The following is a 26,185-nucleotide window of genomic DNA, read 5'->3' on the forward strand; positions in this document are numbered from 1 at the left end:
CATGTACGAACTCGGCGTTGTTTACCGCAACATCACCCGCGCGGACCGTGCAGCCGCCGATGGCCTGGCCGCGCTGGGCTCGGCCACGGTGCACGAGGCCATGGGCCGCGTGGGTCTGCTCAAGCCCTACATGCGCCCGATCCAGACCGGTGTGCAGGTATCGGGCACGGCCGTCACGGTGCTGCTGCAGCCTGGCGACAACTGGATGATGCACGTCGCGGCCGAGCAGATCCAGCCCGGCGACATCGTGATCGCCACCGTCACCGCCGACTGCACCGACGGCTACTTCGGCGACCTGCTGGCCACCTCCTTCCAGGCCCGGGGCGCGCGTGCCCTGGTCATCGAAGCCGGCGTGCGCGACGTCAAGACCCTGAAGGAAATGAACTTCCCGGTCTGGTCCAAGGCGATCTCGTCCAAGGGCACCATCAAGGCCACCCTGGGCTCGGTCAACATCCCCATCGTCTGCGCGGGCGCCTTGGTCACGCCCGGCGACGTGATCGTGGCCGACGACGACGGCGTGGTCTGTGTGCCCCAGGCGCTGGCCGCCAAGACCCTGGAAGCCGCGATCAAGCGCGAGAGCTTCGAGGGCGAGAAGCGCGACAAGCTCGCCAGCGGCGTGCTGGGCCTGGACATGTACAAGATGCGCGAGCCGCTGGCCGCCGCGGGCCTGAAATACATCGACTGAGACATCGACCGAATTTTGCGTTTTTGATCCCGATATCCGGAGACATTTGGACATGAGACCCCTTGCCTTTTCCCGCCGCGCCCTGCTGACCGCCGCAGCCCTGGCGGCCACCGTGGTGGGCGCCAGCCTGCCGGCCCAGGCCCAGGATTTCCCGACCAAAAGCGTGCGCATCATCACGCCCTTCCCGGTGGGCGGCGGCCCCGAAGGCGTGGTCCGCCTGGTGGCTGACAAGCTGGCCCGCCAGTGGGGCAAGCCGGTGGTGGTGGAGAACCGCCCGGGCGGCAACGGCTTCATCGCCATCGACGCCTTCAAGCGCGGCGCCACCGACGGCCACGATCTGATCCAGCTCGACAACGTGCACCTGTCGGCCTACCCCCACCTGTTCAAGAAACTGCCCTACGACGCGGCCAAGGATTTCGATGTCCTGCTGCCGCTGTTCAAGACCTATTTCTTCTTCACCACCGCGGTCGACAGCAAGTACAAGAACGTCGCCGATCTGATCGCGGACGCCAAGGCACACCCGGGCAAGCTCAACTACGGCTCCTGGTCGGTGGGCAACCCGGTGCACCTGGGCTCGGCCCTGTTCGACACCGTGGCGGGCGTGGACACGCAGCACGTGATCTACAAGGAAACCTCGCAGCTCTACACCGGCGTGGCCACCGGCGAGCTGGCCTACGCGCTGGGCACCAGCGCCACCGCCGGTCCGCTGTACCGGGCGGGCAAGCTCAAGTTCCTGGCGATTGCCGGCCCGCAGCGCCTGCCCGCCTACAAGGACGTGCCCACCGTGGCCGAGGCCGGCGGCCCCAAGGGCTTCGAGGTCAGCGGCTGGACCGCCATCGCCGCGCCCAAGGGCCTGCCCAAGGCGGTGGCCGACAAGATCCAGCGCGACATCGAGAAGGCCTTGAGCGAGGTCGACGTGAAGGAGAAATTCGTCTCCTTCGGCTACGAGAGCTACACGCCCACGCGGGTGCAGTTCCAGCAATACATGGACAGCGAATCCAAGCGCTTCGCCGACGTGATCAAAAAGGCCGGCGCTTCGCTGGACTGATGGTTGGTTTTTTCAGACAGATTCGGAGACATTGCGTCATGACAGCTTCCTTCATTTCCCGCCGCGCCCTGCTGGCGACAGCCGCACTGGCGGCCACCGTGGCGGGCGCCTCCCTGCCGGCCCATGCCCAGGAGTGGCCGACCAAGAACGTGCGCCTGATCACGCCTTACCCCGTGGGTGGCGGCCCCGATGGCATCGCCCGCCTGCTGGCCGACAAGCTGTCCAAGAAGTGGGGCAAGCCGGTGGTGGTGGACAACCGACCGGGTGGCAACGGTTTCATCGCCATCGACGCCTTCAAGCGTGGCGCCAGCGACGGCCATGACCTGCTGCAGCTCGACAGCGTGCACCTGACGGCCTACCCCTACATGTTCAAGAAGCTGCCCTACGACGTCAGCAAGGACTTCGAGCCCATCGCGCCGCTGTTCCAGTCATTCCTGTTCTTTGTGGTGCCCACCAACAGCAAGTACCAGAAGATGTCGGAGCTGATCGCCGACGCCAAGGCCAGGCCTGGCAAGATCAACTACGGTTCGTGGTCCATCGGCAACCCGGTGCACCTGGGCGTCGAAGAGCTGCAGGAGCTGGCCGGCATCAAGGTCGAGCACGTGCTCTACAAGGAGACCACCCAGCTCTACACCTCGGTGGGCACGGGTGAGCTGGACTTCTCGGTCGGCTCGGCCGGCACCGCCGGCCCGATGTACCGCGCCGGCAAGCTGCGTTTCCTGGCCGTGGCCGGCCCCAAGCGCATGGAAGCCTACCCCGACGTGCCCACGGTGGCCGAATCGGGTGGCCCGGCCAACAACTACGAGGTCAGCGGCTGGAACACCATCGCCGGCCCCAAGGGCCTGCCGCCCGCCATCCAGGACAAAATCCGCAAGGACATCGCCGAGGCCCTGTCCGGCCCCGACGTCAAGGAAAAATTCCTGACCTTCGGTTACGTTCCGTTGAACCTGGACCGCCCGCAGTTCGCCAAGTTCATCCAGAACGAGGCCAACCGTTACTCGGCCGTCATCAAGCGTGCCAAGATCGAACTGGAATAAGGAGCCGCCATGAGCAAACCCACCACGGGTGATTTCACCAAGACCACCGGCTGGCTCGACTGGTACACCGGTCCGGCCAAGCCCCGTTTCCAGCTGCCCGCGGGCGCGGTGGACGCTCACTGCCACGTGTTCGGCCCGGGGGCCGAGTTTCCCTACGCGCCGGAGCGCAAGTACACCCCCTGCGACGCCAGCAAGGCCGAGTTGTACGCGCTGCGCGACCACCTGGGTTTTGCGCGCAACGTGGTGGTGCAGGCCACCTGCCACGGCGCCGACAACCGCGCCATGGTCGACGCCTGCCTGTCCAGCGGCGGCAAGGCGCGCGGCGTGGCCACGGTCAAGCGCTCGGTGACGGACGAAGAGTTGCAGGCCCTGCATGCCGCTGGCGTGCGCGGCGTGCGTTTCAACTTCGTCAAGCGCCTGGTCGACTTCACGCCCAAGGACGAGCTGATGGAGATCGCCGCGCGCATCGGCAAGCTCGGCTGGCACGTGGTGATCTACTTCGAGGCGGTGGACCTGCCCGAGTTGTGGGACTTCTTCACCGCGTTGCCCACCACCGTGGTGGTGGACCACATGGGCCGCCCCGACGTGAGCAAACCCATCGACGGGCCCGAGTTCGAACTGTTCCTCAAGTTCATGCGCCAGCACCCCAACGTCTGGAGCAAGGTGAGCTGCCCCGAGCGCCTGTCGGTCACCGGCCCCAAGGCCTTGCACGGCGAGCAGGCCGCCTACCGCGACGTGGTGCCGTTCGCGCGCCGCGTGGTCGAGGAATTCCCCGACCGCGTGTTGTGGGGCACCGACTGGCCACACCCCAACCTCAAGGACCACATGCCCGACGACGGCCTGCTGGTGGATTTCATTCCCCACATCGCGCCCACGGCCGAGCTGCAGCGCAAGCTGCTGGTCGACAATCCGATGCGTCTGTACTGGCCTGAGGAAGTTTGACCATGGCACTCGACAAACCCTACCTGGACGTGCCCGGCACGACCATCTTCGACGCCGAACAGAGCCGCAAGGGCTACTGGCTCAACCAGTTCTGCATGAGCCTGATGAAGCCGGAGAACCGCGCCCGGTTCAAGGCCGATGAGCGCGCCTACCTCGATGGGTGGGCGATGAGCGAGGAGCAGAAGCAGGCCGTGCTCGACCGTGACCTGAACCGCGCCATCTCGCTGGGCGGCAACATCTACTTCCTGGCCAAGATTGGCTCCACCGACGGCAAGAGCTTCCAGCAGATGGCGGGCAGCATGACAGGCATGACCGAAGCCGAATACCGCGACATGATGATCAACGGCGGCCGCTCGGCCGAGGGCAACCGCTACGTCGGCGAGGACGGCGACGCCCAGGCCCACCGCCAGCCGCAAGGGAAACACTGACATGGCACGCATCACCGCATCCGTTTTCACCTCGCACGTGCCCGCCATCGGCGCCGCGCTCGACCTCGGCAAGACCCACGAGCCCTACTGGCAGAAGGTGTTCGCCGGCTACGAGTACGGCAAACAGTGGATCAAGGAGCAGAAGCCCGACGTCATCTTCCTGGTCTACAACGACCATGCGACGGCCTTCAGCCTGGACCTGATCCCCACCTTCGCCATCGGCACCGCGGCCGAGTACGAGGTGGCCGACGAGGGCTTCGGTCCGCGCCCGGTGCCCAAGGTCGTGGGCCACCCCGACCTGGCCGCCCACATCGCGCAGTCGGTCATCCAGCAGGACTTCGACCTCACCATCGTCAACAAGATGGCGGTGGACCACGGCCTGACCGTGCCGCTGTCGCTGATGTTCGGCGAGCAGGACCCGGTCCAGGGCGCCTGGCCCTGCCCGGTGATCCCCTTCGCCGTCAACGTGGTGCAGTACCCGGTGCCCAGTGGCCGCCGCTGCTTCGAGCTGGGCAAGGCCATCCGCCGCGCCGTGGAAAGCTACGACCAGGACCTCAACGTGCAGATCTGGGGCACGGGTGGCATGAGCCACCAGCTGCAGGGCCCGCGTGCCGGCCTGATCAACCGCGAGTGGGACAACGCCTGGCTGGACAAGCTGATCAACGACCCCGAGGCCTGCGCCGCCGTGCCCCACATCGACTACGTGCGCGAGGCCGGCAGCGAAGGCATCGAGCTGGTGATGTGGCTGATCGCGCGGGGCGCCATGGCCGACGTGGCCGGCGGCCCCAAGCCGGTGCTCAAGCACCGCTTCTACCATGTGCCCGCCAGCAACACGGCGGTGGGCCACGCCATCCTGGAGAACCCGCTCTGACCGCTCTGGCGGGTTTCATAAAAATGTGTAAGGACAGACCATGACCATCAAAGTTGCACTCGCCGGCGCCGGCGCCTTCGGCATCAAGCACCTGGACGGCATCAAGAACATTCCCGACGTGGAAGTGATCTCGCTGATCAGCCGCGACCTCGACAAGACGCGCGAAGTGGCCGACAAGTACGGCATCCCACACGTCACCACCGACCTCGCCGACAGCCTGGCGATCAAGGAGCTGGACGCCGTCATCCTGTGCACGCCCACGCAGATGCACGCCTCGCAGACCCTGGCCTGTTTGCAGGCCGGCAAACACGTGCAGGTCGAGATCCCGCTGTGTGACGTCTACAAGGAAGGCCAGGCCGTGCTGGCCCTGCAGCAACAGACCGGCCTGGTGGCCATGTGTGGCCACACCCGCCGCTTCAACCCCAGCCACCAGTACGTCCACCAGAAGATCCAGGCCGGCGCCTTCAACATCCAGCAGATGGATGTGCAGACCTACTTCTTCCGCCGCACCAACATGAACGCGCTGGGCCAGGCACGCAGCTGGACCGACCACCTGCTGTGGCACCACGCCGCCCACACGGTGGACCTGTTCGCCTACCAGTGTGGCAGCCCCATCGTCAAGGCCAACGCGGTGCAGGGCCCCATCCACCCGACCCTGGGCATCGCGATGGACATGAGCATCCAGCTCAAGGCCGCCAACGGCGCCATCTGCACGCTGAGCCTGAGCTTCAACAACGACGGCCCGCTGGGCACCTTCTTCCGCTACATCGGCGACAGCGCGACCTACATCGCCCGCTACGACGACCTGTTCAGCGGCAAGGAGGAGAAGATCGACGTGTCCCAGGTGGCGGTGTCCATGAACGGCATCGAGCTGCAGGACCGCGAGTTCTTCGCCGCCATCCGCGAAGGCCGTGAACCCAATTCGAGCATCGCGCAGGTGCTGCCCTGCTACCAGGTGCTGCACGACCTGGAACAGCAACTGCTGTAAGCTGTTCGCAACGGCTGTCCCAACGGCTCCAAGCCTCTGGCTGGGGCCGTTTCCATTTGGAGTACCACACATGCAACAACGACAACTGGGCCCCTTCACCGTCAGCGCCATCGGCCTGGGCTGCATGAACATCTGCCACGCCTACGGCGCGCCGGTGTCCGCGCAGCAGGCCGAGCGGGTGCTGCTCGCGGCGCTGGACGCCGGTGTCACCCACTTCGACACCGCCGCCCTCTACGGCTTCGGCGCCAGCGAGACCCTGGTGGGCCAGGTGCTGAGCGCCCACCGATCCCGTTTCACCCTGGCCAGCAAATGTGGCATGGGCGGGGTGGACGTGAACGGCGATGGCAAGCTGGTGCGTGTGATCGACGGCCGGCCCGAGACCTTGCGCGCCACCTGCGAGGCGGCGCTCAAGCGCCTGCGCACCGACGTGATCGACCTCTACTACCTGCACCGCTGGGACAAGAAGGTGCCCATCGAGGACAGCGTGGGCGCGCTCAGCGACCTGGTGCGCGCCGGCAAGATCCAGACCATCGGCCTGAGCGAGGTGTCGGCCACGACCTTGCGCAAGGCCCATGCGGTCCATCCCATCACGGCGCTGCAGACCGAGTACTCGCTGTGGACGCGCAACCCCGAGATCGCCGTGCTGGACGCCTGCCGCGAGCTGGGCGTGGCCTTTGTCGCCTTCAGCCCGGTGGCGCGGGGCTTCCTGTGCGGGCCGCTGGACATCAACGCTTTTGACGCCAAGGACATCCGCCGCGCCATGCCGCGTTTCGCGCCAGACAACTACGCCCGGAACCTGGCCCTGCTGCCGCCTTACCTGGCCATCGCGCAGGAACTGGGCTGCAGCCCGGCGCAGCTGGCCATCGCCTGGCTGCTGCACAAGGCGCCGCACATCCTGCCAATCCCCGGCACCGCCAACGTCGAGCACTTGCGCGACGACCTCGGGGCCGATGGTGTCCAGCTGTCGACCGAGGTGATGGCGCGGCTGGAGGCGCTGATCAACGAATCCACCGTGGCCGGCAACCGCTACACGGCCCAGGCCAACAGCGAGGTCGACACCGAGGTGTTTTGATGGGGGTCAGCGACCCGCGCAGCGGCGGAGTGTGGGGGCATCTTCAAGCGCCGCCACGGAACAATGAAAAGCCCCAGGCGGTGAACTTGAAGGGCAGGTGGTAGTGCTGGGCCGCGTCCACGATGTGGAAGCGGTAAGGCACCTGTTCCAGAAAACCCGTGGCCGCCGCCTGCGGCTGCGTGGCGCGGTAGAAGTCGCCCACCGCGAACAGCACCTCGTAGCCGCCCGGCGTGATGGCCTCGCTCATCAGCGCCGGGTGCTGCAGCAGGCCGTTGCTGCCGATCTGGCCCTGGGCCAGCCAGGGCCCGGTGGGCTGGCCGTCCGGTCCCAGGCGGCGCAGGCCAACCGACAGGCCCACGGCCACGCGGCCACTGGCCACGTCCACACAATGGATGGAGATACCGCCGCTCATCAGTTCAGCTTCGCGCCGGAGGCCTTGACCGCGGGTGCCCAGTCGGCCACCTGCCTGGTGACGAAATCGGTGAATTCCGCGGCGCTCATCTTCTCGGGCGTGACGCCCAGGTCGTCCAGGCGCTTGGCCACGTCGGGCCGGGCCACCACCTCGGCCACCGCCTTGTTGACTTTGTCGATCACCTCGCGCGGCACGCCGGCCGGTGCCGACACGCCCAGGAAGTTCTCGGCCAGCAGCTTGGGGAAACCGGCCTCGCCCACGGTGGGCACGTTGGGCGACAGCGTGGTGCGCTTGCGCGAGGTCACCGCGATGCCGACCAGCTTGTTGTCCTTCATGTAGGGCACGTTCTGGGTCAGCGTGTCCACCGCGAACTGCAGCGTGCCGCCCAGCAGGTCGGTGTGCATGGGCGAGGAGCCCTTGTAGGGCACGTGCTCCATCTGCAGGCCGTACTGGTTCTTGAACATCTCGCCCACGATGTGGCCGATGGAGCCCATGCCGCCGGAGCCGTAGTTCACCGGCTTGGACTGCGCCTTGATCCAGCCGACCAGCTCGGGCATGGTCTTGGCCGGCACCGAGGGGTGGACCACGAACACGTTGGGCACCGCGCCGATGTAGGCGATGTGGGCGAAGGACTTGACCGGGTCGTAGGGCAGCTTGTCCATCATGAAGGGCGAGATGCTGATGGGCGCGGTGTTGGACAGCAGCAGCGTGTAGCCGTCGGCCGGGGCCCGCGCCACCTCGGCCGCGCCGATGGTGCTGCCCGCGCCCGGCTTGTTCTCCACGATCACGGGCTGGCCCAGCTTCTCCTGCAGGCCGGGCTGCAGCAGGCGCGCCACGATGTCGGAGGAACCACCGGGGGCGAAGGTGACGATCAGCTTGATCGGTTTCTGCGGCCAGCTCTGCGCGTGGGCGGCGGGCAGCAGGAGGGCGCTGGCACAGGCCAGAAGCAGTCGGCGTTGGGCGTTCATGGGGCTTCCTTGGATGGCGTGGGTGGACCGGATGGGACTTGCAATTCCTGTGCCGCAGCGCTTGGCCGACAGCCAGCGGACGCGGGGCCCTCCAGTTTGCAAGCCTGCTGTGTTGCTGTCCATCGCCTATTTCCATACGCATCATTCCAATAATCAGCATGGAAAGCGTCGGCTGCCGTGCCCAGGTGCTGAAACAAAACGAAAAAAACCGATACCGCGCCGAGACCCCTTGCGGCGGCCGCGCCGGCACCATGGCGGACATGTTCAACACGGTCTGGAAAGGACCCCGCCATGAAGCCCTGGATCAAGAAAACCCTGTTCACCGCCTTCGGCGCCACCCTGGTGCTGGGCGGCCTGTCGGCCTGCGGCTCGCGCGACCATCATGGCCGAGGCTGGAGCGACGAGCGCGTGACCGAGATGCGCGGCAAGGCCATCGAGCGCATCAGCGGCAAGCTGGACCTCAACACCGCGCAGCAGCAGAAGCTGGCCGTGCTGGCCGATGAGCTGATCGCGCAGCGCCAGGCCTGGCGCGGCCAGGGCGCCGATCCGCGGACCCAGTTCAAGGGCCTGATCGCCCAGGACAAGTTCGACCGCGCCGGGGCCCAGGCCCTGCTCGACCAGAAGGCCCAGCTGGTGCAGGGGGCCGGTCCCAAGGTGATTGCCGCCCTGGCCGACTTCTACGACAGCCTCAACCCCGAGCAGCAGAAGCAGGTGCGCGAGAAGCTGGACAAACGCCACGGCTGGGGACGCGGTTGAGCGCCGGGCCGGCCATGTCGCCCATGTCGCTGCCGGCCCGCCAGCTGGCCCAGGGCGTGCGTTGCTGTGGCCCGGCCCTGCTGGCCGGCAGCGACGATCCCCACGCCGAACTGCTGGCCATGGTCTGGGGGCCACGTTTCGACCGCGAACACGCCCTGGGGCTGTGGGCACGTCTGTCGCAGCGCCAACCCCAGGCCGCGCTGCCGGTGCTGCCCCTGCTGTTGTCGGCCGCCGACCGCTACGATGCCCTGGCCGCGCCTGCCCAGCACCAGGTGCGCCGCCTGATCCTGCGCCACCGCCGCGCCGGCGGCGCCTGAGCGTGGTGTGAGAATCGGGCATGCCGCGCATCCTGCTCATTGACGACGACGAACAGCTCGGGGCCCCGCTGGCGGCCTATTTCCAACGCTTCGAGCTGGCGCTGACCCAGGCGCTGCGGCCCAGCGCCGGCCTGGCGCTGCTGCAGGGCGGTGGTTTCGACGCCGCCATCCTCGACGTCATGCTGCCCGAGATGGACGGCTTCGAACTCTGCCGCACCATCCGCAAGACCAGCGACCTGCCCATCCTCATGCTGACCGCGCGCGGCGAGGTGATGGATCGGGTGGTGGGCCTGGAGCTGGGCGCCGACGACTACCTGCCCAAACCCTTCGAGCCGCGCGAACTGGTGGCCCGGGTGCAGACCGTGCTGCGCCGCCGGCGCGCGGCGGCGCCGGCCGGCGAGGGCGCCACCAGCCTGGTGTTCGAGGGCCTGCGCATCGACCCGAGCCGGCGCGCCGTCGCGCGCGAGGGCCAGGCGGTCGAACTGACCGGCACCGAATTCGACCTGCTGCACCTGCTGGCGCGCGAGCCCGGCCGGGTCTTCAGCCGCGATGACATCCTCAACCAGCTGCGTGGCCACGAGGCTGAGCTCTACACCCGGGCGGTGGACATCGTGGTGAGCCGCCTGCGCAAGAAGCTCGAACCGCTGGACGCCATCAAGACGGTGCGCAACGCCGGCTACACCCTCGCGCTGCCCCGCCTGCCATGACACGCGACACCCCCTCTGCCGCAGCCCCCTGGCACCGCCGCGCCCGCCAGGCGCTGTCGCATTCGCTGCGGGTGCGTCTGGTGCTGGTTTTCGTGGTGTTCGCGCTGGCCCTGGCCGGCATTTTCATCGGCGGCGTGCAGAAGGCCTTTTCGCTGGGCTGGCGCGATGCGGCGCGCCCGCTGCTGATGGATTACGTGGACCGGCTGGCGGCCGACATCGGCAGCCCGCCCGACGTGGCGCAAGCCGAAGCCATCACCCAGCGCCTGCCCCTGACGGTCCGCATCACCGGCCCGGGGGTGCAGTGGGATTCCCACCCGGGGCAGCCGCGGCCCGACTGGATGGGCGACCGCCAGTGGGCCGGCGAAGGCGAGGGCCGCCGGCTGCTGCAACGCACGACCGCCGACGGCCACCACATCGAATTCGGCCTCAGCGTTCGGGCCTGGGAGCGTCGCCCGCGCGTGGCCTGGCTCACGTTGGGCGCGCTGCTGGGCCTGACCGCGCTGGCCTATCTCTACGTGCGCCGCCTGCTGCGCCCGCTCGACGCCATCCGGGACGGCGCACAGCGCTTCGGCGCCGGCGACTTTGCCCAGCCCATTCCCGTGCGCCACGCCCACCGGCCCGACGAACTGGGCCAACTCGCGGCCACCATCAACACCATGGGGCGCGACATCGAACAGATGCTGGACGCCAAGCGCGGGCTGCTGCTGGCCATCAGCCACGAACTGCGCAGCCCGCTCACGCGCGCGCGCCTGCACACCGAGCTGCTGCCCGAAACGGCCGAGATCACGCCCCAGCGCGAGGCCCTGCTGCGCGACCTGACCGAAATGGCCCGCCTGATCACCGACCTGCTGGAAAGCGAACGCCTGAGCGGCCAGCACGCCGCCGTGTTGCGCGAGCCCACCGACCTGCTGGCGCTGGCCCACGAGGTGCTGGCCGACCTGGCCTCGCGCCACCCCCAGGCGGCGCAGGTGCGGGTGCTGGCCGATCCCGGCCTGCCCGTGCTGGCGCTGGACGCCACCCGCATGCGCCTGCTGCTGCGCAACCTGCTCGACAACGCCTGCCGCCACGGCGGCGATGCGCCGTCGCCGCCCGAACTGCACCTGCAACACGCGCCGCAGGGCATCACCCTGGAGGTGCGCGACCATGGCTCTGGGGTGAGCGAAGCCCAGCTCGCCCAGCTGGCCGAACCCTTCTACCGCCCCGACAGCGCCCGCACCCGCGCGGCCGGTGGCGTGGGCCTGGGCCTGTACCTGTGCAAGCTGGTGACCCTGGCCCACGGGGGGCGCTTCACCGTGCGCAACGCGGCGCCAGGGCTTCGCGTCACGGTCACGCTGCCACCGCCTTGATCCGCATCAGACCCACCGCCGCTTCGGTGTGCGATGCTGGCCGCATGAACACCACCTCGTTCCCCGGCTTTGTCCAAGCGGCCACCCGCTTTCTGTTCTTCACCGGCAAGGGTGGCGTGGGCAAGACCTCGCTGGCCACCGCCACCGCCATCGCCCTGGCCGATGGTGGCCAACGGGTGCTGCTGGTCAGCACCGACGCAGCCTCCAACCTCGACGAGATGCTGGGCGTGCCGCTGTCCAACCAGCCCGTGACGGTGCCCGGGGTGCCGGGCCTGCGGATGCTCAACATCGATCCCCACGCCGCCGCCGAGGCCTATCGGCAGCGTGTGCTGGCGCAGCTCGGCGCTGGCGTCAGCGCCGAGGAGCGCCGCACCGTGCGCGAGCAGCTCTCGGGTGCCTGCACCACCGAGATCGCCGCCTTCGACGAATTCGCCGCGTTGCTGGCGGGCGAGGGCGACGGGGCGCGTTACGACCACGTGGTCTTCGACACCGCACCCACCGGTCACACCCTGCGCCTGCTGAGCCTGCCCAAGGCCTGGACCGGTTTCCTGGCCGGCAACGACCGCGGCGCTTCCTGCCTCGGCCCGCATTCAGGCCTGAAGATGCAGGAAACGCGCTTCAACGCGGCGCTGAAAGCATTGAGCGACCCGGCCTTGACCACGGTGGTGCTGGTCACGCGACCCGACCCGCACCCCATGCAGGAAGCCGCACGCACCGCCGACGAACTGCGCCGGCTCGGCCTGGGCAACCAGCGCCTGGCCGTGAACGGCGTGTTCCACGCCGACCGATCCACCGACCCGATTGCCCAGGCCATCGAAGCGCTGGGCCGCCAGGCACTTGATGAAATGCCCGATGCGCTTGGCCGTCTGCCCCGCGACGAGGTGCCACTGCGCGCCTTCGACACGGTGGGCCTGCGCGCGCTGCGTGCCTTGCTACAAGGCGGCGACTTCGCCGATCCTGTGCCCGCATCGACCGCCACCGTGTTGCCCGCCGAGCCCTTGTCGCGCATGGCTGACGAACTCGCGGCGGCCGGCCACGGCCTGCTCATGGTCATGGGCAAAGGCGGCGTGGGCAAGACGACGATTGCCGCCGCGCTCGCCGTGGGCCTGGTGCAGCGCGGCCACCGCGTGCACCTCACCACCACCGACCCGGCCGCCCATGTGGCCGACGCGCTGGATGGCAGCTTGGAAGGCCTCCGGGTCAGCCGCATCGACCCCAAGGCCGAGACCGCCATCTACATCGCCAAGGTCATGGCCACGCGCGGCAAGGCGCTGGACGAACAGGGCCGGGCGCTGTTGCTCGAAGACTTGCAATCGCCCTGCACCGAAGAAGTGGCGGTGTTCCACGCCTTCAGTCGCGTGGTCAACGAGGCGCGCAGCGCCTTCGTGGTGCTGGACACCGCACCCACCGGTCACAGTCTGCTGCTGATGGACGCCACCGGTGCCTACCACCGGCAGATGCTGAGTCAGTACGAAGGCAAGGGCGGCACGGCCCACCTGATCACACCGTTGATGCGCCTACAGGATGCCGACATGACTCGGGTGCTCATCGTCACTCTGCCCGAGATCACCCCTGTGAGCCAGGCCGCCGCGCTCCAGGACGACCTGCGCCGCGCTCACATCGAGCCCTGGGCCTGGGTCATCAACAAGAGCCTGGCGGCCACCGGCACCCGCGATCCGCTGCTGCTGGCACGGCTCGCGGGCGAGCGGCGGCAGGTCGAACGCATCGCCACCGGCCTGGCCCGGCGCACCTTCGTGTTGCCCTGGCTGCCCGAGCCGCCGGTGGGGGTGACGAACCTGGGAGCGCTGGTTTCGCGGCCCTTGCTCAGCGCAACCAGCGCAGCAACTGCGCAGTGACGGCGGGGCTGCCCAGCAGGCCCAGGTGCCCGGTGCGATAGGCCACCCACTGGTGGTCGGTGGGGAAGTCCAGCCGGTGGGCCGGGTCGTCGTGCTCGCCCAAGGCGCTGCGCAGCGGCACCAGGCCATCGCCCAGCAGGCGCTCGGCCACCGTGCTCCGACGGGTGGCGGTGGTGGCCGCCACCGCGTAGCAGCCGACCCCGGCCGGCAGCGGCAGGGGCTGGCGGCGGTCCTCGGTGTGGGTGAAGCGGTCGCTCTCGGCCCGATCATCCCGACGCACCTGGCCATGGCGCAGGTCGGTGATGCCCGCGCTGCGCAGCCGCGCCAGGCTGGCCAGCGGCGCGGTGTAGGACGTGGTGCCGAGCAGGATGTGCAACCATTGGCCGGCGCGCTCCAGTGGGGCGCCGTGGTGGGGCGTGCCGAGGCACACCAGGTGGCGCAGCCGTGCCGGCCAGCCGAGCCGTCGCGCCTGCGCCTGGTGCACGGCGCTGCGTGCCACCAGCCCGCCCATGCTGTGGCCCAGCAGGGCGATCTCCTGCACCGGCACCGGCCAGCGCGCCAGCAAGGCCTCCATTTGATCCGCGAATTCACGGCCGTTGTCGGCGATGTGGCGGCCGGTGTTGTAGCGCAGGTAGAGCGGGGTGCAGCCCAGTGCCTGGGCCAGGGCTTCGCCGTGGTTGACGGTCTGGCCGCCCTGGTCGCTGGTCCATTGCTGATCGTTCATGCACAGGCCGTGCAGCATCACCAGCAGCCTGGGGCTGGCGTCGGGCACGGTCAGGGGGCTTGAAAGGTCCAGGGGCTGGCCGGCATGCTGCAGCGTCATGGGCAGGGCGAGCGAGTTGCCCTGGGTGGCCAGCCGGTCGCCCATCACGCCATTGAGGGCCGATCGCATCGCCAGCCGCTGGGGCGAGTCGGGCGTGGCGGTGTCGGCGGGAAAACGTTGCTCGACGCGCGCCAGCACGGCTTCGGCCCCCAGGCCCGCCAGCGCGGTCACACCGTGCACGCCTCGGTACACCAGCCCGGTGAGGCCGCGTGTCCGTCCCGGCGTGGGGCCGCCGGGCAGCCCGACGGTGTCCAGCACCGCGCGGTGCACACCTTCCACCACCCGCGTGGCGCCGTGGGTGGCCTGGGTCAGCAGCTGGGCGGCGGCCCGCAGGTCGACGGCGCGCAGGTGGGTGTGGTGGGTGGTGGACATGAGGCATTGTGTGCCCCGGGGCGGTCCCGCGTTAGAGCCGGCAGTCCAATGCCGGGCGCGTCAGTCCATGGCGGCGTCGAGCGCTGCACGCGCACGGGCGCGTTCGCTGTGCAGCATGCCCAGGCCGGCGGCCACCAGCAGGGCGATGCCCACCCAGGCCAGCGCGTTGGGCACGTCGCCCCACAGCACATAACCCAGCAGCAGCGCCACCAGCAGGCCGCTGTAGCGGAAGGGGCCGACCACGCTCATGTCGCCGGCCCGCATGCTCAGCGTCAGCAGGTGGTAGGCGGCGGCCAGGCAGACGGCGGCGCCGGTGAGTTGCGCCAGTGCCAGCGGTGGCATGGGCTTCCACTGGTCGAGCAGCGTCCACACGCCCGACAGCAGCGTGACCATGCCGGCCGTGGACAAGGTGATCAGCAATGAGGGCACGCTGGCCGGCACCTTGCGGGTCATGAAATCGCGCCCGGCGTGCAGCAGCGTGGCGCCCACGCACAGCAGGGCGTAGCCGTTGAAGCCGTCGGCGCGCGGCTGCACCACCAGCAGCACGCCGGCAAATCCCAGTCCGATCAGGGCCCAGCGCCCCGCGCTCACCCGCTCGCCCAGCAGCAGCACCGCGAACAGCGTGAGGAACAGCGGCGCCGCCAGGTTGATGGCGGTGGCATTGCCCAGCGGCAGGTGGAACAGCGCCGTGAGGTAGGTGAAGGTGGCCATCGAATCAAACAGCGCGCGCACCGGCACGGTGGCGGTCAGGGCGCTGCGCCACTGCCGTGCCACCCCGCTTCGCGCCACCACCGCCGCCAGCAGCAACGTGCACAGCAGCCCGCGCACGAAGATCAGCTGGGCCGTGGGCAGCGTCGCGCTCACCAGCTTGACCAGCGCGTCGTTGGCGATGAAGAAGGCCATGGCCGCGGTCATCATCAGGATGCCACGCCGGTTGTCAGGGTTCATGCCCGTCCCAAAAAAAACACCCCGGACTCAGCCGGGGCGACACAACAGAAGCGCACCACAAAACCACCCGGGGACACCGCCGGGCCGGCTTTGCCGGACGGCTGGTGTCGCCCCCTGGGGGGAGGCGGCGCAGCCGCTTCGGGGGGAGTTACATGGAATCAATGAAGCTGCGCAGCTTGTCCGAACGGCTCGGGTGCTTGAGCTTGCGCACGGCCTTCGACTCGATCTGGCGGATGCGCTCGCGCGTCACGTCGAACTGCTTGCCCACTTCTTCCAGCGTGTGGTCGGTGGACATTTCGATGCCGAAGCGCATGCGCAGCACCTTGGCCTCGCGCGGCGTGAGGCTGTCGAGGATTTCCTTGACCACGTCGCGCAGGCCGGCCTGCATGGCGGCCTCGATGGGCGCGGTGTTGGCGCTGTCCTCGATGAAGTCGCCCAGGTGCGAATCGTCGTCGTCGCCGATGGGGGTTTCCATCGAGATTGGCTCCTTCGCGATCTTCATGATCTTGCGGATCTTGTCCTCGGGGATTTCCATCTTGGCCGCCAGGATGGATGCATCGGGCTCGAAGCCGAACTCCTGCAAATGCTGGCGGCTGATGCGGTTCATCTTGTTGATGGTCTCGATCATGTGCACCGGGATGCGGATGGTGCGTGCCTGGTCGGCGATCGAGCGCGTGATGGCCTGGCGGATCCACCAGGTGGCGTAGGTCGAGAACTTGTAGCCGCGGCGGTATTCGAACTTGTCCACCGCCTTCATCAGGCCGATGTTGCCTTCCTGGATCAGGTCGAGGAACTGCAGGCCCCGGTTGGTGTACTTCTTGGCGATGGAGATCACGAGGCGCAGGTTGGCCTCGATCATTTCCTTCTTGGCATCACGCGACGAGGACTCGCCGGCGTTCATGCGCTTGTGGATGTCCTTGAGGTGGGTCAGCGGCACCACCACGCTGGACTGCAGGGTGATCAGGCCTTGCTGCAGTTCCTGGATGGGCGGGATGTTGCGCGTCATCACCGTGCTCCAGGGCTTGCCGGCCGTGGCCTGCTTCTCCACCCACTGCAGGTTGAGCAGGTTGGCCGGGAAGTCGGCGATGAACTTTTCCTGCGGCATGCCGCACTTGTCCACGATGATGCGGCGCAGCTCGCGCTCCTTCTTGCGCACGCTGTCGACCTGGTCGCGCAGCGTGCCGCACAGCTTCTCGATCGCCTTGGCCGTGAAGCGGATGCTCATCAGCTCTTCGGTGATGGACTTCTGCGTCTTCATGTAGACCACGCCGCCGTAGCCTTCCTTGTCGTAGGTCTTGTGCAGCTTCTCGAACAGCACGGCGATCTTGTCGAAGCGGCTCAGGGCCTCGCGCTTGAGTTCTTCCAGCTTGCGGGTCAGCGCCTTGGAGCCGCCCTTGCCGTCGTCGTCGTCGGCTTCGTCGTAGTCGTCGAAGTCTTCCTCGGCCACGTAGTCGTCGGCGGCATCGGCGTCGGCGAAACCGTCCACCACGGTGGAGATCACCACCTTGCCGTCGCGGATCTCATTGGCCATGGCCAGGATCTCGGCGATGGTGGCCGGGCTCTCGCTGATGGCGGCCATCATGTCGTTGAGGCCACCCTCGATGCGCTTGGCGATCTCGATTTCGCCTTCACGCGTGAGCAGCTCCACCGTGCCCATCTCGCGCATGTACATGCGCACCGGGTCGGTGGTGCGGCCGAATTCGCTGTCCACGGTGGACAGGGCGGCTTCGGCTTCCTCTTCCGCTTCCTCTTCGGTGGCGGCGGTGGGGCCGGTGTTGTTGAGCAGCAGGGTTTCGGCGTCGGGCGTCTGTTCGTAGACCGCCACGCCCATGTCGTTGAGCAGCGAGACCACCACTTCCAGGGTCTCGGCCTCCACCAGCTTGTCGGGCAGGTGGTCGTTGATTTCGCCGTGGGTCAGGTAGCCACGCGTCTTGCCCAGCTTGATCAGGGTCTTGAGGCGTTCGCGGCGCAGCTTGGCTTCTTCCTCCGACAACACGGTGTCGTCGAGGCCGAATTCCTTCATCAGCGCGCGCTCCTTGGCCTTGCTGATCTTCATGCGCAGCGGCTTGACCTTCTCGGTCGTCTCGGCCGCGACTTCCTCGACCTCGGCCACCTCCTCGGTCAGCTCGTCGATGTCCGACAGGTCGGCATCGTCCAGGCCATCGCTGTCCTTGGCGGCGCCGGCCTTGGGCTTGCGGCCACGCTTGGCGGCCGGCTTGTCGGCCGCGGTCTTGGTGGCGGCTGCCTTGGCGGGGCGGCCGGCCTTTTTCTTCGGCTCGGCCTCGGCGGCGCTGGCGAGCAGTTCGTCGGCGGCCTTCTTGAGCAGAGCGGCCTTGGAGGCGGGGGCGGGGGTCTTGGCGGTCACAGCGGTGGCTTTCGTCTTGGGCTTGGGCGCTGCATCTGCGGGCTTGGACGCGGCCTTGGCGGCGGGCGTGGTGCGGACGGCGGCGGACGGGCTGGACTTCTTCTGGGGCATGCGGACCTCAAAAATGTCGGGACAAACACGAACGGGGCGGAAACACGGAACGCCCGAGCCGACGGGCTCGGTCAAGCGCCTGCGGATGGCAGGGCCTGGGTGCAAGCTGTGTGGGCGAACATTTGGTGTGCAGTCCTTGCGGTGCCGCCATGAAACGGGTCACGGCGGTGTTTGGCCAGTCGAGTGGTGCTGCTCGTCCGTCGCTGGTGGACGGTTGGCCGGTCCGGAGGTGCTGCTGTCGCGCTTGCGGAAAAACCCTGGATTATACCGGCGTTCCGGTTTTGGGGCTTTTGTGGGCGCGGATGCGGGCGCTCAGCTCGCGCAGCCGCTGCAGCGCGGCGGGGTCGTCGGCGGCCAGTGGGGCCAGTTCGCTGGCCTCGTTTTCCCATTGGTCCAGCCGCAGCCGGTCCATCACGTCGCGCAGCTCGATCAGTTCGGCCTCGGCGTCGTTGCCGGCGGTGGCCTGCTCCACCTGCTGCAGCGCAAAGGCCTCGAAGGCGTGGCCGCGCAGGCCTTCGCGCAGTGCCGCCCAGGGCTGCGCACCGTGTTCGTGCAGCTGGGCCTCCAGCCAGGCCAGCAGTGGGCCGTGGGGTTCGGGCAGGTGGGCCAGCATGGCCTGGTCCTCGGCGCTGAGGCTGTCCCAGGCCTGGGCATTGGCCAGCAGCAGGCCCACCGCGCGGTCGCCGCGGCTGGCCGGGCGCGAACGCCCGCCGGGCAGCCGCCGGGGGCGCTCGCTGCCCTTGTCCCGGTAGTTGCCCCAGGGTTTGCCGTCGCGGCGGGTCTTGCCGCCCGAGCCGTAGCCGCCGCCATAGGGCGCGCCGTGGCCTCCGCTGTAGCCGCCGGTCTCTTGCGCCTCCGCGTAGCCGCCGTCCTGGTGGGGCTCGCGCTCCTGGCGTTTGCCGCCACCGCCCTTGCGCGGCGCGCCCGTGCCGGGCAACTGCCACAAATCGTTCAGCTCGTGCTGACCCAGCTGCACCATGTCGGCGATGTCGCCCAGCAGCTGGCGCTTGAGCGCGCCGTCGGGCATGGCGCTCCACAGCGGCCGGGCCTGGCTGGCCATGCGGGCGCGGCCTTCGGCCGAGTCGAGGTCGCAGTCGGCGCTGGCGGCGTCGAGCAGAAAGCGGCTCAGGGGCAGGGCGCCCTTGACGGCGGCGGCAAAGGCGTCGGCGCCGTTCTCGCGGATGAAGCTGTCGGGGTCGTGTTCGGCCGGCAGGAAGAGGAATTTCACGCTGCGGGTGTCGGTGGCCAGGGGCAGGGCGGCGTCCAGCGCCTTGCGGGCGGCCCGGCGGCCGGCGCCGTCGCCGTCGAAGCTGAACACCACCGACTCGGTGAAGCGGAACAGCTTGTGCACGTGTTCGGCCGTGCAGGCCGTGCCCAGCGTCGCCACCGCGTTGCCAAAACCCAGCTGGGCCAGGGCCACCACGTCCATGTAGCCCTCGGTCACCAGCGCGTAGCCGAGCTGTCGCATGGCGGTGCGGGCCTCGAACAGGCCATAGAGCTCGCGGCCCTTGCTGAACACCGGCGTCTCGGGTGAGTTGAGGTACTTGGGTTCGCCCTGGTCCAGCACCCGGCCGCCGAAGGCGATGACCTCGCCCTTGACGTTGCGGATGGGGAACATGATGCGGTCGCGGAAGCGGTCGTAGCGCTTGGTGTCCTCGCCCTCGCTGCCGTCCTCGTTGCGGTGGACGATGACCAGTCCACTTTCCTCCAGCCGGGCGTCGGTGTAGTCGGGGAACACGGTGGACAGGAAACGCCAGCCCTCGGGCGCGTAGCCCAGGCCGAAGGTCTTGGCGATCTGGCCGGTGAGGCCGCGCTTCTTGAGGTAGTCCACCGCGCGCGGCGCGCCCTTGAGGTGTTTGGCGTAGGCGTGGGCGGCCTTCTCCAGCACGTCGGTCAGCGTGACCTGTTTTTCCCGTGCCTCGGCGGCGCGGGCGCGCTCTTGCGGGGAGAGCTCTTCCTCCGGCACCTGCAGGCCCACCTGGCCGGCCAGGTCCTTCACCGCTTCAATGAAGCTCACGCCGGTGTGTTCGGTGAGGAACTTGATGGCGTCGCCGCTGACGCCGCAGCCGAAGCAGTGGTAGAACTGCTTGGACGGGCTGACGCTGAAGGAGGGCGATTTTTCGCCGTGGAAGGGGCACAGCCCCATGAAGTTGGCGCCACCCTTCTTGAGCTGCACGTGGCGGCCCACGATCTCCACCACGTCGATGCGGGAGAGCAGTTCCTGGATGAAGGACTGGGGAATGGCCATCCGGGTATTTTGCCTTGCGCGCCTGTCAGCTTGCAGAACGGCTGGCGGCGTTAAATTCCGGCCTACAAGGAGTGAGACACGATGACGCCCCACATGTTTGACCGCGACCTGGCACAGAACGGCGCCAACCACGCCCCGCTGTCGCCGCTGTCCTTTCTGCAGCGCAGCGCCGAGGTGCACCCCCACCGCCTGGCCATCGTGCATGGCGCGCTGCGCCAGACCTGGGCCCAGACCTATGCGCGCTGCCGCCAGCTGGCCAGCGCGCTGCGGCGCCACGGTATCGGAAAAAACGACACCGTGGCGGTGATGCTGCCCAACACGCCGCCGATGGTGGAGGCGCACTTCGGCGTGCCCATGGCCGGCGCAGTGCTCAACGCACTCAACACCCGGCTCGACCCCGAGACGGTGGCCTTCATGCTGGACCACGGCGAGGCCAAGGTGGTGATCGTCGACGTGGAGTTCGCGCCGCTGATGAAAAAGGCGCTGGCGCTGCGCCAGTCCAGTGCGCCGCTGCTGGTGATCGACGCCGAGGACGCGGTGTTCGGCCCGGGCGCAGGCGTGGGCCGCCAAGGCTACGAGGCCTTCCTGGCCCAGGGCGACGCGGCGTTTGCCTGGGAACTGCCTGGCGACGAGTGGGATGCGATCGCGCTCAACTACACCAGCGGCACCACCGGCAACCCCAAGGGCGTGGTCTACAGCCACCGGGGGGCGGCGCTGAACGCGCTGTCCAACGTGATGGAGTGGGACATGCCCAAACACGCGGTCTACCTGTGGACCTTGCCCATGTTCCATTGCAACGGCTGGTGTTTCCCGTGGACGCTGGCGGCGCGCGCGGGGGTCAACGTCTGCCTGCGCCGGGTCGAGGCGGCGGCCATCTTCGGCGCCATGCGCGAGCACGGCGTCACCCACTACTGCGGCGCGCCCATCGTGCACGGGCTGCTGGTCAACGCGCCGGCCGAGCTCAAGGCCGGTGTGCCGGCGGGCATCAAGGCCATGGTGGCCGGTGCGGCGCCGCCGGCGTCCATGATCGAGGGCATGGAACACCTGGGCTTTGACCTCACCCATGTCTACGGCCTGACCGAGGTCTACGGCCCGGCGACGGTGTGCGTGAAACACCCCGAGTGGGACGCGCTGGACGTGGGCGAACGCGCCCGCCTCAACGCACGCCAGGGTGTGCGCTACCACCTGGAGCGCGACGTGCAGGTGCTGGACCCCGAGACCCTGGCGCCCGTGCCCTGGGATGGCGAGACCATGGGCGAGATCATGTTCCGCGGCAACATCGCCATGAAGGGCTACCTGAAGAACCCGCAGGCCACCGAAGCGGCCTTTGCCGGCGGCTGGTTCCACAGCGGCGACCTGGCGGTGCAGTACCCCGACGGCTACATCAAGATCAAGGACCGCAGCAAGGACATCATCATCTCGGGCGGGGAGAACATCTCGTCCATCGAGGTGGAAGACGTGTTGTACCGCCACCCCGAGGTGCTGGCCGCCGCGGTGGTGGCCAAACCCGACGCGCGCTGGGGCGAGACGCCCTGTGCCTTCGTGGAATTGAAGGCAGGCGCCACCGTCACGCCCGAAGACATCGTGGCCCACTGCAAAAAGCACCTGGCCGGCTTCAAGGTGCCGCGTGCGGTGGTGTTTGGCGAACTGCCCAAGACCAGCACCGGCAAGATTCAGAAGTTTGAATTGCGCAAGGCGGCGGGGTCGGCGGCGGCGATTGATGTCTGAAGCGGGTGGGTGAAACCTGTGTGCCGGGGTACTTGACTCCGCGGCTGTCCCCCGGGCGCTGCGCGCCTTCCTCCTTTATGCCGCTGCGTCAAGCACCCCAACACCCAGGTTCTGCCAGCGTGTCTGAATGCCTGCAACGCTTGCCTACAGCGCTCGCTGATCAGGCAGGCGGGGCGGTCGGCGCAGCGGCATAAAGGAGGAGGCCGAAGGCCGGGGGACAGCCGCGGAGCCGACTGCGCCGTCGGCCTGATCCCACCAGCCAAGCATCAAACTGCCTCAGGCTGCAAAAACACCCGCGCCTTCTTCGGACACACCACCAGCTTCTCGCCTTCCTTGAAGCCCAGCGCACGGAACTGCTCGGCCGACATCTGGGCCTCGATCAGCGGGTCGTGCCCGCCGGGCGCCTGTTCGTCCACCGGCAGCAGCTCCAGACGGGCGATGGGGCCCACCACGATGGCGCGCTGCAGCTCGGCCACGATGCCGGTTTCGCCCGGCGCATAGCGGCGCACGTCCAGATCGTGTGGGCGCACGTAGGCAAAGGCCTGGGCGTCCTGCGCACCGGCGTGTTCGGGCGAGGCGATGGACACGCCGTCCAGGTGCAGCAGGCCCTCGTGGGCGCGGCCGTGGAACAGGTTCACGTCGCCCAGGAAGCCGTACACGAAGGGGCTGGCCGGGTGGTCCCAGACGTCCTGCGGCGTGCCGATCTGTTCGATCTGGCCGCGGTTCATCAGCACCACGCGGTCGGCCACTTCCAGCGCCTCTTCCTGGTCGTGGGTGACGAAGATGCTGGTCACGTGCAGCTCGTCGTGCAGGCGGCGCAGCCAGCGGCGCAGTTCCTTGCGCACCTTGGCGTCGAGCGCGCCGAAAGGCTCGTCGAGCAGCAGCACCTGGGGCTCCACCGCCAGCGCGCGTGCCAGGGCGATGCGCTGGCGCTGGCCGCCCGAGAGCTGAGAGGGGTAGCGGTCGGCCAGCCAGTCCAGCTGCACCAGCTTGAGCAGGTCGGTCACCTTGCTCTTGATCTGCGCTTCGCTGGGGCGTTCGCCGCGCGGCTTCACGCGCAGGCCAAAGGCCACGTTCTCGAACACCGTCATGTGGCGGAACAGCGCGTAGTGCTGGAACACAAAGCCCACGTTGCGTTCGCGCACGTGCTTGTCGGTGCTGTCCTCGCCGCTGAACAGGATGCTGCCGGCGTCGGCCGTTTCCAGGCCGGCGATGATGCGCAGCAGCGTGGTCTTGCCGCAACCCGAGGGGCCGAGCAGGGCGACCAGTTCGCCCGAGCCGATGTCCAGGCTGACATCGCCCAGGGCGCGGAAGTCGCCGAACTGTTTGGAGACGTTGCGGATTTCGATGCTCATGATGCGGCTTTCAGGGTCAGGGGCGTGTCTTGGCGGCCGGCTGGGTTCTCGGGCGGCAGCTCGGCGATCGCCTTCATCTCGCGCTCGTGGCGCCATTCGACGGCGCTCTTGATGACCAGTGTGACGATGGCCAGCAGCGCCAGCAGAGAGGCCACCGCGAAGGCGGCCACCGACTGGTATTCGTTGTAGAGGATCTCGACGTGCAGCGGCATGGTGTTGGTCTGGCCCCGGATGTGGCCCGAGACCACCGACACCGCGCCGAACTCGCCCATGGCGCGGGCGTTGCACAGGATCACGCCGTAGATCAGGCCCCACTTGATGTTGGGCAGCGTGACGTACCAGAAGGTCTGCCACCCGCTGGCGCCCAGCACCTGCGCGGCCTGTTCCTCCTCGTTGCCCTGGGCCTGCATCAGCGGGATGAGCTCGCGCGCGATGAAGGGGAAGGTGACGAAGATGGTGGCCAGGATGATGCCGGGCACGGCGAACACGATCTTGATGTCGTGTGCCATCAGCCACGGGCCCAGCCAGCCCTGGGCGCCGAACACCAGCACGTAGATCAGGCCCGCCACCACCGGCGACACCGAGAAGGGCAGGTCGATCAGGGTGGTGAGGAAGGACTTGCCCTTGAACTCGTACTTGGCGATGCACCAGGCGGCGGCGATGCCGAAGACCAGGTTGAGCGGCACGGCGATGGCCGCGGTGATCAGCGTCAGCCGGATGGCCGACCAGGCGTCAGGTTCCTTGAGCGCTTCCCAGTAGGCCGCCCAGCCCTTGCGCAGGGCCTCGGTGAAGACGGCGGCCAGCGGCAGCACCAGGAACAGGAACATGAAGACCAGCGCGATGCCGATCAGGGTCCAGCGGACCCAGGGCGCTTCGGTGGTGTGGGGCGATTTCTTGGCCGGCGCGCTCATGACGAGGCTCCCGAACGCTTGCGCTGCCAGGTCTGCAGCGCGTTGATGACCAGCAGCAGCACGAAGGAGATGCCCAGCATGACCGAGGCCACGGCGGTGGCGCCGGCGTAGTCGTACTGCTCCAGCTTGCCGATGATGATGAGCGGCGTGATCTCCGACACCATGGGCATGTTGCCGGCGATGAAGATGACCGAGCCGTACTCACCGATGGCGCGGGCGAAGGCCATGGCGAAGCCGGTCAGCAGCGCGGGCGCGATGGCCGGAAAGATCACCTTGGTGAAGGTCTGCCAGCGGGTGGCGCCCAGGCACATGGCGGCTTCTTCGAGTTCCTTCTCGGTGTCTTCCAGCACCGGCTGCACCGTGCGCACCACAAAGGGCAGGCCGATGAAGATGAGGGCGATCACCACCCCATTGGGGTTGAAGGCCAGCTGTACGCCCAGCGGCTCGAGGTACTGCCCGATCCAGCCGTTGCCGGCCAGCAGCGCGGTGAGCGAGATGCCGGCCACGGCGGTCGGCAGGGCAAAGGGCAGGTCGACCAGCGCGTCGGCGATCTTCTTGCCCGGAAAGTCGTAGCGCACCAGCACCCAGGCCACGAGCAGGCCAAAGACCACGTTGACGGCGGCCGCGAACAGCGAGGCACCGAAGGTGAGCCGGTAGGACGCCAGCACACGCGGCGCGGTGACGGCCTCGACGAACTGGGGCCAGGTCAGCGAGAAGGTCTTGAGGACCAGCGCCGAGAGCGGGATCAGCACGATCAGGCTCAGGTAGAAGACCGTGTAGCCCAGCGTGAGGTTGAAGCCGGGCAGCACGCGCTTGGCCGCGCGCTTGCGCGGCGGCGCGTCCAGCGCCTCCGATCCGTGCAGGGCCAGGGTGACGGAAGACGACATTTATTTGCCCGCGGTGTAGAGCTTGTCGAACTGGCCGCCGTCGTTGAAGTGCACCTTCTGCGCTTCGGCCAGCGAGCCGAAGTAGTCGTTCACGGTGAACAGCTTCAGGGGCTTGAAGGCCTTGGCGTATTTCTTCAGCACGGCTTCGTTGCGCGGGCGGATGTTGTGCTTGGCGGCGATCTCCTGGCCCTCTTCCGAGTACAGGAAGTCGATGTAGGCCTTGGCTTCGGCGGCCGTGCCCTTCTTGTTCACGGTGCGCTCGACGATGGCCACCGGGTTCTCGGCCACGATGCTGGCGCTGGGGTGGATGGCGTCGACCTTGCCGGCGCCGAATTCGTTGTCCACCGACACCACCTCGGACTCGAAGGTCACCAGCACGTCACCGATGTTGCGTTGCAGAAAGATGCCGGTGGCATCGCGCCCGCCACGCGCCAGCACCGGCACGTTCTTGTAGAGCTTGCCCACGAACTCGGCGGCCTGGGCGTCGCTGCCGCCCTTGCTGCGCACATAGCCCCAGGCGGCCAGGTAGGCCATGCGGCCGTTGCCCCCGGTCTTGGGGTTGACCACCACCACCTGCACGCCAGGCTTGATCAGGTCGTCCCAGTCCTTGATGCCCTTGGGGTTGCCGTTGCGCACCAGGAACAGCATGGTCGAGGTGGTGGGCGACGCGCCATTCGGGAATTTCTGGCGCCAGTCCTTGGCCACCACGCCCTTGTCGGCCAGGAAGTCGACGTCGGTGGTGGTGTTGAAGGTCACGACATCGGCTTCCAGGCCGTCGGCCACGGCGCGCGCCTGGGCGCTGCTGCCGGCGTGCGACTGGTCGACCTTGATGTCCTTGCCCGTGGTTTTCTTGTGGTGGGCCACGAAGGCGGTGTTGAAGTCCTTGTAGAACTCGCGCGCCACGTCGTAGGACACGTTGAGCAAGGAGGTCTGGGCACCGGCCAGCGAAGAGGTGGCCAAGGCGAGGGCGGCGAGGGTCGCGCGCAGCGAGGAAACGGACATCG

At 68.2% G+C, this 26,185-nt stretch carries 24 protein-coding genes; 14 read left to right on the top strand and 10 right to left on the bottom strand.

Annotation, left to right across the window (positions count from 1 at the left end; all coding sequences use genetic code 11):
* Nucleotide 1: 1 nt before the first annotated feature.
* From ligK to AAHB17_RS00415, 8 genes are all read left to right on the top strand, one after another.
* Nucleotides 2-685, top strand: coding sequence for a 4-carboxy-4-hydroxy-2-oxoadipate aldolase/oxaloacetate decarboxylase (gene ligK, locus AAHB17_RS00380; protein ID WP_342128580.1), 684 nt, complete (start codon nt 2-4; stop codon nt 683-685).
* A 52-nt stretch (nt 686-737) separates the two neighbouring features.
* A complete protein-coding gene (locus tag AAHB17_RS00385) occupies nt 738-1,733 on the top strand; it encodes a Bug family tripartite tricarboxylate transporter substrate binding protein (protein WP_342128423.1) in 996 nt (331 codons plus the stop codon).
* Between the two features lie 38 nt (nt 1,734-1,771).
* Nucleotides 1,772-2,770: a Bug family tripartite tricarboxylate transporter substrate binding protein gene (locus AAHB17_RS00390; RefSeq protein ID WP_342128424.1), complete on the top strand. Its 999-nt coding sequence runs from the start codon at nt 1,772-1,774 to the stop codon at nt 2,768-2,770.
* A gap of 9 nt (nt 2,771-2,779) precedes the next feature.
* Complete coding sequence (locus tag AAHB17_RS00395; RefSeq protein WP_342128425.1) at nt 2,780-3,712, top strand: amidohydrolase family protein; 933 nt, start codon at nt 2,780-2,782, stop codon at nt 3,710-3,712.
* Between the two features lie 2 nt (nt 3,713-3,714).
* Nucleotides 3,715-4,140 carry a protocatechuate 4,5-dioxygenase subunit alpha gene (gene ligA, locus AAHB17_RS00400; RefSeq protein ID WP_342128426.1) on the top strand — a complete coding sequence of 142 codons (426 nt, stop codon included), beginning with the start codon at nt 3,715-3,717 and terminating at the stop codon, nt 4,138-4,140.
* A 1-nt stretch (nt 4,141) separates the two neighbouring features.
* Nucleotides 4,142-5,011, top strand: a complete 870-nt coding sequence (locus AAHB17_RS00405; RefSeq protein ID WP_342128427.1) for a class III extradiol dioxygenase subunit beta — start codon at nt 4,142-4,144, stop codon at nt 5,009-5,011.
* A 40-nt stretch (nt 5,012-5,051) separates the two neighbouring features.
* The gene (locus tag AAHB17_RS00410) at nt 5,052-5,999 is read left to right on the top strand and encodes a Gfo/Idh/MocA family oxidoreductase (RefSeq protein WP_342128428.1); all 948 of its coding nucleotides are present in this window, start codon (nt 5,052-5,054) and stop codon (nt 5,997-5,999) included.
* 70 nt (nt 6,000-6,069) lie between these two features.
* Nucleotides 6,070-7,071, top strand: a complete 1,002-nt coding sequence (locus tag AAHB17_RS00415) for an aldo/keto reductase (RefSeq protein ID WP_342128429.1) — start codon at nt 6,070-6,072, stop codon at nt 7,069-7,071.
* A 43-nt stretch (nt 7,072-7,114) separates the two neighbouring features.
* Here AAHB17_RS00415 and AAHB17_RS00420 read toward each other — a convergent pair whose 3' ends face one another.
* Complete coding sequence (locus AAHB17_RS00420) at nt 7,115-7,483, bottom strand: hydroxyisourate hydrolase (RefSeq protein ID WP_342128430.1); 369 nt, start codon at nt 7,481-7,483, stop codon at nt 7,115-7,117.
* The gene (locus AAHB17_RS00425) at nt 7,483-8,451 is read right to left on the bottom strand and encodes a Bug family tripartite tricarboxylate transporter substrate binding protein (protein ID WP_342128431.1); all 969 of its coding nucleotides are present in this window, start codon (nt 8,449-8,451) and stop codon (nt 7,483-7,485) included. The genes AAHB17_RS00420 and AAHB17_RS00425 overlap by 1 nt, the downstream gene beginning before the upstream one ends.
* A gap of 291 nt (nt 8,452-8,742) precedes the next feature.
* On the opposite strand from AAHB17_RS00425, the gene AAHB17_RS00430 reads away from it, so the two are divergent.
* From AAHB17_RS00430 to arsA, 5 genes are read left to right on the top strand one after another with little or no spacing between them, the layout of a single operon-like run.
* Nucleotides 8,743-9,207, top strand: a complete 465-nt coding sequence (locus AAHB17_RS00430; RefSeq protein WP_342128432.1) for a Spy/CpxP family protein refolding chaperone — start codon at nt 8,743-8,745, stop codon at nt 9,205-9,207.
* Nucleotides 9,208-9,221: 14 nt separating this feature from the next.
* Nucleotides 9,222-9,524, top strand: a complete 303-nt coding sequence (locus tag AAHB17_RS00435; RefSeq protein WP_342128433.1) for a hypothetical protein — start codon at nt 9,222-9,224, stop codon at nt 9,522-9,524.
* A gap of 20 nt (nt 9,525-9,544) precedes the next feature.
* A complete protein-coding gene (locus AAHB17_RS00440; RefSeq protein WP_342128434.1) occupies nt 9,545-10,231 on the top strand; it encodes a response regulator transcription factor in 687 nt (228 codons plus the stop codon).
* On the top strand, nt 10,228-11,577 hold the full coding sequence (locus AAHB17_RS00445; protein ID WP_342128435.1) for a HAMP domain-containing sensor histidine kinase: 1,350 nt from the start codon (nt 10,228-10,230) through the stop codon (nt 11,575-11,577). The genes AAHB17_RS00440 and AAHB17_RS00445 overlap by 4 nt, the downstream gene beginning before the upstream one ends.
* Before the next feature lie 44 nt (nt 11,578-11,621).
* Nucleotides 11,622-13,433, top strand: coding sequence for an arsenical pump-driving ATPase (gene arsA / locus AAHB17_RS00450; protein ID WP_342128436.1), 1,812 nt, complete (start codon nt 11,622-11,624; stop codon nt 13,431-13,433).
* On the opposite strand, the gene AAHB17_RS00455 is transcribed toward arsA, so the two are convergent.
* The 4 genes from AAHB17_RS00455 to dnaG form a co-directional block, all read right to left on the bottom strand.
* Entirely contained in the window at nt 13,402-14,628 is a 1,227-nt protein-coding gene (locus tag AAHB17_RS00455; protein WP_342128437.1) for an esterase/lipase family protein, read from the bottom strand. The two genes, arsA and AAHB17_RS00455, sit on opposite strands and share 32 nt — an antisense overlap.
* A 60-nt stretch (nt 14,629-14,688) precedes the next feature.
* A complete protein-coding gene (locus tag AAHB17_RS00460; RefSeq protein WP_342128438.1) occupies nt 14,689-15,576 on the bottom strand; it encodes a DMT family transporter in 888 nt (295 codons plus the stop codon).
* 148 nt (nt 15,577-15,724) lie between these two features.
* Nucleotides 15,725-18,052, bottom strand: a complete 2,328-nt coding sequence (rpoD, locus tag AAHB17_RS00465; RefSeq protein WP_342128439.1) for an RNA polymerase sigma factor RpoD — start codon at nt 18,050-18,052, stop codon at nt 15,725-15,727.
* 262 nt (nt 18,053-18,314) lie between these two features.
* On the bottom strand, nt 18,315-20,300 hold the full coding sequence (dnaG, locus tag AAHB17_RS00470) for a DNA primase (protein ID WP_342128440.1): 1,986 nt from the start codon (nt 20,298-20,300) through the stop codon (nt 18,315-18,317).
* A gap of 81 nt (nt 20,301-20,381) precedes the next feature.
* Here dnaG and AAHB17_RS00475 point away from each other — a divergent pair, with 81 nt between their 5' ends.
* Nucleotides 20,382-22,028 carry an acyl-CoA synthetase gene (locus AAHB17_RS00475; RefSeq protein ID WP_342128441.1) on the top strand — a complete coding sequence of 549 codons (1,647 nt, stop codon included), beginning with the start codon at nt 20,382-20,384 and terminating at the stop codon, nt 22,026-22,028.
* Nucleotides 22,029-22,294: 266 nt separating this feature from the next.
* Here the strand turns inward: AAHB17_RS00475 and AAHB17_RS00480 are convergent, their stop codons facing one another.
* The 4 genes from AAHB17_RS00480 to AAHB17_RS00495 are packed head-to-tail and all read right to left on the bottom strand — an operon-like array spanning nt 22,295 to nt 26,183.
* Nucleotides 22,295-23,383, bottom strand: a complete 1,089-nt coding sequence (locus AAHB17_RS00480; protein ID WP_342128442.1) for a sulfate/molybdate ABC transporter ATP-binding protein — start codon at nt 23,381-23,383, stop codon at nt 22,295-22,297.
* Nucleotides 23,380-24,294, bottom strand: coding sequence for a sulfate ABC transporter permease subunit CysW (gene cysW, locus AAHB17_RS00485; protein ID WP_342128443.1), 915 nt, complete (start codon nt 24,292-24,294; stop codon nt 23,380-23,382). The genes AAHB17_RS00480 and cysW overlap by 4 nt, the downstream gene beginning before the upstream one ends.
* The gene (gene cysT / locus AAHB17_RS00490) at nt 24,291-25,181 is read right to left on the bottom strand and encodes a sulfate ABC transporter permease subunit CysT (protein WP_342128444.1); all 891 of its coding nucleotides are present in this window, start codon (nt 25,179-25,181) and stop codon (nt 24,291-24,293) included. The genes cysW and cysT overlap by 4 nt, the downstream gene beginning before the upstream one ends.
* The gene (locus AAHB17_RS00495) at nt 25,182-26,183 is read right to left on the bottom strand and encodes a sulfate ABC transporter substrate-binding protein (RefSeq protein WP_342128445.1); all 1,002 of its coding nucleotides are present in this window, start codon (nt 26,181-26,183) and stop codon (nt 25,182-25,184) included.
* Nucleotides 26,184-26,185: the final 2 nt, after the last annotated feature.

Source organism: Hydrogenophaga sp. OTU3427 (genome assembly GCF_038440225.1).
Classification (GTDB): domain Bacteria; phylum Pseudomonadota; class Gammaproteobacteria; order Burkholderiales; family Burkholderiaceae_C; genus Hydrogenophaga.

Coding starts and splice junctions, on each gene's coding strand:
- cysW (WP_342128443.1), bottom strand. CDS start 24,294: ATGAGCGCGCCGGCCAAGAAATCGCCCCACACCACCGAAGCGCCCTGG.
- AAHB17_RS00475 (WP_342128441.1), top strand. CDS start 20,382: ATGACGCCCCACATGTTTGACCGCGACCTGGCACAGAACGGCGCCAAC.
- AAHB17_RS00435 (WP_342128433.1), top strand. CDS start 9,222: ATGTCGCCCATGTCGCTGCCGGCCCGCCAGCTGGCCCAGGGCGTGCGT.
- arsA (WP_342128436.1), top strand. CDS start 11,622: ATGAACACCACCTCGTTCCCCGGCTTTGTCCAAGCGGCCACCCGCTTT.
- AAHB17_RS00445 (WP_342128435.1), top strand. CDS start 10,228: ATGACACGCGACACCCCCTCTGCCGCAGCCCCCTGGCACCGCCGCGCC.
- AAHB17_RS00430 (WP_342128432.1), top strand. CDS start 8,743: ATGAAGCCCTGGATCAAGAAAACCCTGTTCACCGCCTTCGGCGCCACC.
- rpoD (WP_342128439.1), bottom strand. CDS start 18,052: ATGCCCCAGAAGAAGTCCAGCCCGTCCGCCGCCGTCCGCACCACGCCC.
- AAHB17_RS00460 (WP_342128438.1), bottom strand. CDS start 15,576: ATGAACCCTGACAACCGGCGTGGCATCCTGATGATGACCGCGGCCATG.
- AAHB17_RS00385 (WP_342128423.1), top strand. CDS start 738: ATGAGACCCCTTGCCTTTTCCCGCCGCGCCCTGCTGACCGCCGCAGCC.
- AAHB17_RS00425 (WP_342128431.1), bottom strand. CDS start 8,451: ATGAACGCCCAACGCCGACTGCTTCTGGCCTGTGCCAGCGCCCTCCTG.
- AAHB17_RS00455 (WP_342128437.1), bottom strand. CDS start 14,628: ATGTCCACCACCCACCACACCCACCTGCGCGCCGTCGACCTGCGGGCC.
- dnaG (WP_342128440.1), bottom strand. CDS start 20,300: ATGGCCATTCCCCAGTCCTTCATCCAGGAACTGCTCTCCCGCATCGAC.
- AAHB17_RS00420 (WP_342128430.1), bottom strand. CDS start 7,483: ATGAGCGGCGGTATCTCCATCCATTGTGTGGACGTGGCCAGTGGCCGC.
- AAHB17_RS00415 (WP_342128429.1), top strand. CDS start 6,070: ATGCAACAACGACAACTGGGCCCCTTCACCGTCAGCGCCATCGGCCTG.
- AAHB17_RS00390 (WP_342128424.1), top strand. CDS start 1,772: ATGACAGCTTCCTTCATTTCCCGCCGCGCCCTGCTGGCGACAGCCGCA.
- AAHB17_RS00440 (WP_342128434.1), top strand. CDS start 9,545: ATGCCGCGCATCCTGCTCATTGACGACGACGAACAGCTCGGGGCCCCG.
- cysT (WP_342128444.1), bottom strand. CDS start 25,181: ATGTCGTCTTCCGTCACCCTGGCCCTGCACGGATCGGAGGCGCTGGAC.
- AAHB17_RS00405 (WP_342128427.1), top strand. CDS start 4,142: ATGGCACGCATCACCGCATCCGTTTTCACCTCGCACGTGCCCGCCATC.
- AAHB17_RS00495 (WP_342128445.1), bottom strand. CDS start 26,183: ATGTCCGTTTCCTCGCTGCGCGCGACCCTCGCCGCCCTCGCCTTGGCC.
- AAHB17_RS00410 (WP_342128428.1), top strand. CDS start 5,052: ATGACCATCAAAGTTGCACTCGCCGGCGCCGGCGCCTTCGGCATCAAG.
- AAHB17_RS00395 (WP_342128425.1), top strand. CDS start 2,780: ATGAGCAAACCCACCACGGGTGATTTCACCAAGACCACCGGCTGGCTC.
- AAHB17_RS00480 (WP_342128442.1), bottom strand. CDS start 23,383: ATGAGCATCGAAATCCGCAACGTCTCCAAACAGTTCGGCGACTTCCGC.
- ligA (WP_342128426.1), top strand. CDS start 3,715: ATGGCACTCGACAAACCCTACCTGGACGTGCCCGGCACGACCATCTTC.
- ligK (WP_342128580.1), top strand. CDS start 2: ATGTACGAACTCGGCGTTGTTTACCGCAACATCACCCGCGCGGACCGT.